Origin of the sequence: Rhodoblastus acidophilus, assembly GCF_025961575.1 — a bacterium.
In the GTDB taxonomy this organism is placed as follows: Bacteria; Pseudomonadota; Alphaproteobacteria; order Rhizobiales; family Beijerinckiaceae; genus Rhodoblastus; species Rhodoblastus acidophilus_C.
The window spans coordinates 1-4465 of record NZ_JAOQNX010000061.1; the positions used below are offsets into that span (position 1 = coordinate 1).

Below are 4465 nucleotides of genomic sequence, written 5' to 3' on the forward strand. Positions count from 1 at the left end.
CGCATTGCGATGCGAAAAGACAGCGCGCAACTTCCGCTCAATCATCGCTTTCGCCGCAGGACTATGCTTGGTCAAATTCGTCCACACGGCCTAGGGTTCCGATCTCGCTGTGGAGATGCTGGTCCGAGAGCCGCCGCCCGAAGGGAGACATCCTTCGGAGGCACGGCGGGACAAAAGCCCGGGAGACCTCGTAAGCCAAGGGATTGGCGATACGTGGTCCATGCCGATCCCTCATCATGTTCAAAATCTGCGTGACCAGATTTGAGGGATGGCAAAATGCGCACGAAACACCTCCTCCGCACCCTTCTGCTCGCCGGCTCCGCGCTGGCGCTGAGCCTCGCCGGCGCGACAGCCGAACCCAAGAAGACTTTCAAGGTCGCCTGGTCGATCTATGTGGGCTGGATGCCTTGGGGCTATGCGGCGGACGCCGGCATCGTCAAGAAATGGGCCGACAAATACGGTATCACCATCGACGTCAAGCAGTTCAACGATTACGTCGAATCGATCAACCAATATACCGCCGGCGCCTATGACGCCGTGACCATCACCAATATGGACACGCTGTCGACGCCGTCGGCCGGCGGCGTCGACACCACCGCCGTGATCGTCGGCGATTTCTCCAACGGCAATGACGCGGTCATCCTCAAGGGAAAAGACAAACTCGCCGCGATCAAGGGCCAGAAGGTCAATCTGGTCGAGTTCTCGGTCTCGCACTATCTGCTGGCCCGCGCGCTCGAAAGCATCAAGCTTGCGGAAAAGGACGTGAAGGTCGTCAACACGTCCGACGCCGACATGGCCGCCGCCTACAAGACCGCCGACGTCACCGCGGTGGTCACCTGGAACCCGATCGTCAGCGAAATCCTCGCCAACAAGGATGCGAAAAAGGTTTTTGATTCCTCGCAGATCCCCGGCGAGATCATGGATCTGCTGGTCGCCAACACCCAGGTGATCAAGGACAATCCGGATTTCGGCAAGGCGCTTGTCGGCATCTGGTACGAGACCATGGACAAGATGACCGGCGCCGAGGCCAAGGCGGCCAAGGAGGCCATGGCCAAGGCCTCGGGAACCGATCTCGCCGGATTCGAGGCGCAGCTCGCCTCAACAAAACTATTCGCCAAGCCCGCGGACGCCGTCGCCTTTGTCACCAGCAAGGATGTCGGCAAAACCATGGACCACGTGCGCGGCTTCCTGTTCGAAAAATCGCTGCTCGGCAAGGACGCCAAGAGCGCCGACGCCGTGGGCATCGAACTCGCCGACAAAAAAGTGCTGGGCGACGCCAAGAACGTGAAATTCCGCTTCGACGCGACCTTCATGAAGCTCGCCGCCGAAGGCAAGCTCTGAGTTCTCCGCGCCGCCGTCCAGGAAAACATCCATGCGTCTGCTCAACAAAAAGCCGAACCGGGGGCAGGAGATCGTGCTGATCGCCTTGCCGTTCCTGCTGACGGCGGCCGCCTATCTCTTGTTTTCCGCGCTTCGCCTCGCGGAAAACCCCAATGACAAATTGCTGCCCTCGCCGCTCGCCATGTTCGAGGCGATCAAGACCCTCGCCTTTCATGCGGATCCGCGCACCGGCGCCTATATCTTCTGGGACGACACGTTCGCCAGCCTGCACCGGCTGTTCGGCGCTTTGGGCATCGCCACGGCGATCGCGCTCGTTGTCGGCGTCGCCATCGGCATGTTGCCATTCATGCGGGCGCTGCTCGACGATTTCGTCGCCGTGGTGTCGATGGCGCCGCCGCTCGCCTTGCTGCCCATTCTGTTCATCGCGCTCGGCCTGGGTGAAACCGCCAAAATCGCTTTGATCGTGATCGGCTGCGCGCCGGTGATGATCCGCGACCTCGCGCTGCGCGTGAGCGAATTGCCGCGCGAGCAATTTTTGAAGGCGCAAACGCTGGGCGCCAGCACCTGGCTGATCGCGCTGCGCGTGGTGCTGCCGCAGATGCTGCCGCGCCTGATCGATTCGCTGCGGCTGTCGCTCGGGCCGGCCTGGCTGTTCCTGATCGCGGCGGAGGCCATCGCCTCCGATTCCGGCCTCGGCTACCGCATTTTTTTGGTGCGCCGCTATCTCGCCATGGATGTGATCCTGCCCTATGTCGCCTGGATCACATTGCTCGCCTTCCTCTCCGACGCCGCCCTGCGTTTTGTGCAGGCGCGCGCCTTCCCCTGGTTTGCCGCGGCGAGGGCGTCATGAGCGCGATCAAGGTCGAAAAAGTCTGGAAGGAAATCGGCGACCAGATCGTGCTCGAGGATATTTCCTTCGAGATCGCGTCGCGTGATTTTCTCATGCTGGTCGGCCCGTCCGGCTGCGGCAAGACCACGTTTTTGCGCATGCTGCTCGGCGAGACCGCGCCGACGCGTGGAAGAATCCTGCTGGATGGCGAGCCTTTGCCCGCCGAGCCCGACGCCCAGCGCGGCATCGTGTTCCAGCGCTATTCCGTCTTTCCGCACCTGACCGCGCTTGGCAATGTCATGCTCGGCGCCGAATTTTCGGAATCGCCCTGGCTGGGAAAAATCTTTGGCGCGCGGAAAAAAGCCGTGCGCGAGGAAGCGCGCGCGCTGCTGGCGCAAGTGGGGCTTGAGCGGGCGCAGGACAAATATCCGGCGGAAATGTCGGGCGGCATGCAGCAGCGCCTGGCGCTGGCGCAGGCGCTGATGCGGCGCCCCAAAGTCTTGCTGCTCGACGAACCCTTTGGCGCGCTGGATCCCGGCATTCGTGGCGACATCCAGGCCTTGATGCAGAAAATCTGGCACGAGAGCCCGCTCACCGTGGTGATGGTCACGCATGACCTCTCCGAAGCCTTTCGGCTGGGCACGCGCATTCTCGCCTTCGAGCGCCGGCGCGATCGGCCGGAAGAAAAGGAGCGCTACGGCGCGACCATTGCGCAGGACATTCCGATCTGGCCGCGCCGCATCGCCGGCGCGCCGAAGAACTAAACCGCTCTGGCCGGGACGACCCGGTCCTTGATGGGCAATGCCGGGACGGCCCGGATTTAGCGAGGCAGTCATGAGCCTGACCGACGAACAAAAAGCCGAAATCGCCGTCAATCGCGCCAATTACGAAAAACTCAAAACCGCCGGGCAAGGCGTTTCGCCGCGCGCGCTGCCGGCGCTGACGCCGAGGGACGGCGCTGCGCTCTCGCCGTCGGATGTTTTGGCGCGCGAGACCATTCCAGGCGGCTGGTATTGGTACGGCAAGGTTTTGAGAGGGGAAACCCTGCGTCTGTTGAACGCTGACGGACGGTCCTCGGCTTCGGTGATCGCCTGGAACGCGCAGGACGTGTCCGAGCGCATCAACCACGCCGATACGGTGAAGGTGCAATGGAGCGCGGCGCTGCGCGCGGGACGCGTCATCCTCTCCGACATGGGCAAGGTGATTTTTTCCATCACCCAGGACACGTCCGGCGCCCATGACGCGCTGGTCGGCGGCTCCAATGCCGCGAGCAACGCGCGCAAATATGGCGGCGACTTCCGCAACACCCGCGACAATTTCATTCTCGCGGCCACCAAGCTGGGCCTCACACGCGCCGACATTCCGCTGCCCGTGACCTTCTTCGCCCCGGTCGAAACCGATGCGGACGGCAAGTTCGTCTGGAACGAAGCCAAGCGCGCGAAAAATGATTTTGTTGATCTGCGCGCCGAACAGGATGTGTTGGTCGCCATTTCCAATTGTCCGCATCCCTTCGACCCCGCGCCCGACTATGCGCCGGGACCGCTCGACCTGATCCGTTATCGTCTGCCGGTGGCGGCGGATGATTTCTGTCGCTCCGGCAGCGCCGAAAGCGTGCGCGCCTTCGAAAACACGTTCGCTTGAGGGAGGAAGACATGAGTGTGATCATCTGCGCGCCCTCGAAGCTCGACCCCGCCAAGGCGGCGCAAACTTTTGACATTCCCGCGAAAAAGCCGTGGTCGGCCCTTGTGCGCAAAGGGCAGACGTTGCGCATCGTAGACAGCCGCGGCCAGCAGGCGGTGGACACTTTGTTCTACAACGCCGCCGATTTTTCCGAGCGCTATTCCGCCAATGACACGTTGCGCGAGCAGGGTTCGGCCTATGTGGTCATGGGCACGAAACTCGTCTCCAACGAGGGGCGCGTGATGGCGCGCATCGTCGCCAACACCGGCGGCGCGCATGACACGTCGGCGGGCGCCTGCTCCTGCGAGAGCAACACCGTGCGCTTCGGCCATCACGTCAAATACCAGCACGCCTGCCGCGAGAATTTCGTGCTCGAAGTCAGCAAATACGGCATGAGCAAGCGCGATGTCGTCCCCAACATCAATTTCTTCATGAACGTTCCGGTCGAGCCCGATGGCAAACTCGCCATTGTCGATGGCGAATCCAAGCCCGGCGATTATGTCGAACTGGTCGCGGAGATAGAGCTGGTCCCGGTTGTCTGAACAGTTTCCCGCGACCGATAAGTGCTTTTCTGCCGGGTTCTTTCGTCAGAGGGCGCCGGGGTGTTGGGTGTGA

5 protein-coding genes and 1 riboswitch are annotated in these 4465 nt (G+C 62.2%); all 5 genes read left to right on the forward strand.

Going from position 1 to position 4465, the window contains the following annotated elements; genetic code table 11:
- Window positions 1–81: 81 nt before the first annotated feature.
- A riboswitch (guanidine-I (ykkC/yxkD leader) is annotated at window positions 82–187 on the forward strand.
- 89 nt (window positions 188–276) lie between these two features.
- The 5 genes from M2320_RS22990 to M2320_RS23010 all read left to right on the forward strand — a co-directional run bounded on the left by M2320_RS22990 (window position 277) and on the right by M2320_RS23010 (window position 4392).
- The gene (locus M2320_RS22990; RefSeq protein ID WP_264599292.1) at window positions 277–1341 is read left to right on the forward strand and encodes a putative urea ABC transporter substrate-binding protein; all 1065 of its coding nucleotides are present in this window, start codon (window positions 277–279) and stop codon (window positions 1339–1341) included.
- 31 nt (window positions 1342–1372) lie between these two features.
- Window positions 1373–2191, forward strand: a complete 819-nt coding sequence (locus M2320_RS22995; protein ID WP_264599293.1) for an ABC transporter permease — start codon at window positions 1373–1375, stop codon at window positions 2189–2191.
- Window positions 2188–2934 (forward strand): ABC transporter ATP-binding protein, encoded by a 747-nt coding sequence (locus tag M2320_RS23000; protein ID WP_264599294.1) that lies wholly within the window; start codon window positions 2188–2190, stop codon window positions 2932–2934. The genes M2320_RS22995 and M2320_RS23000 overlap by 4 nt, the downstream gene beginning before the upstream one ends.
- Window positions 2935–3004: 70 nt before the next feature.
- Complete coding sequence (locus tag M2320_RS23005) at window positions 3005–3811, forward strand: urea amidolyase associated protein UAAP1 (protein ID WP_264599295.1); 807 nt, start codon at window positions 3005–3007, stop codon at window positions 3809–3811.
- 11 nt (window positions 3812–3822) lie between these two features.
- Window positions 3823–4392 carry an urea carboxylase-associated family protein gene (locus M2320_RS23010; protein WP_264599296.1) on the forward strand — a complete coding sequence of 190 codons (570 nt, stop codon included), beginning with the start codon at window positions 3823–3825 and terminating at the stop codon, window positions 4390–4392.
- Window positions 4393–4465: the final 73 nt, after the last annotated feature.

Bases quoted from the DNA above. Each gene is read 5' to 3' on its own strand.
- M2320_RS23005 (WP_264599295.1), top strand. From the start codon at position 3,005: ATGAGCCTGACCGACGAACAAAAAGCCGAAATCGCCGTCAATCGCGCC.
- M2320_RS22990 (WP_264599292.1), top strand. From the start codon at position 277: ATGCGCACGAAACACCTCCTCCGCACCCTTCTGCTCGCCGGCTCCGCG.
- M2320_RS22995 (WP_264599293.1), top strand. From the start codon at position 1,373: ATGCGTCTGCTCAACAAAAAGCCGAACCGGGGGCAGGAGATCGTGCTG.
- M2320_RS23000 (WP_264599294.1), top strand. From the start codon at position 2,188: ATGAGCGCGATCAAGGTCGAAAAAGTCTGGAAGGAAATCGGCGACCAG.
- M2320_RS23010 (WP_264599296.1), top strand. From the start codon at position 3,823: ATGAGTGTGATCATCTGCGCGCCCTCGAAGCTCGACCCCGCCAAGGCG.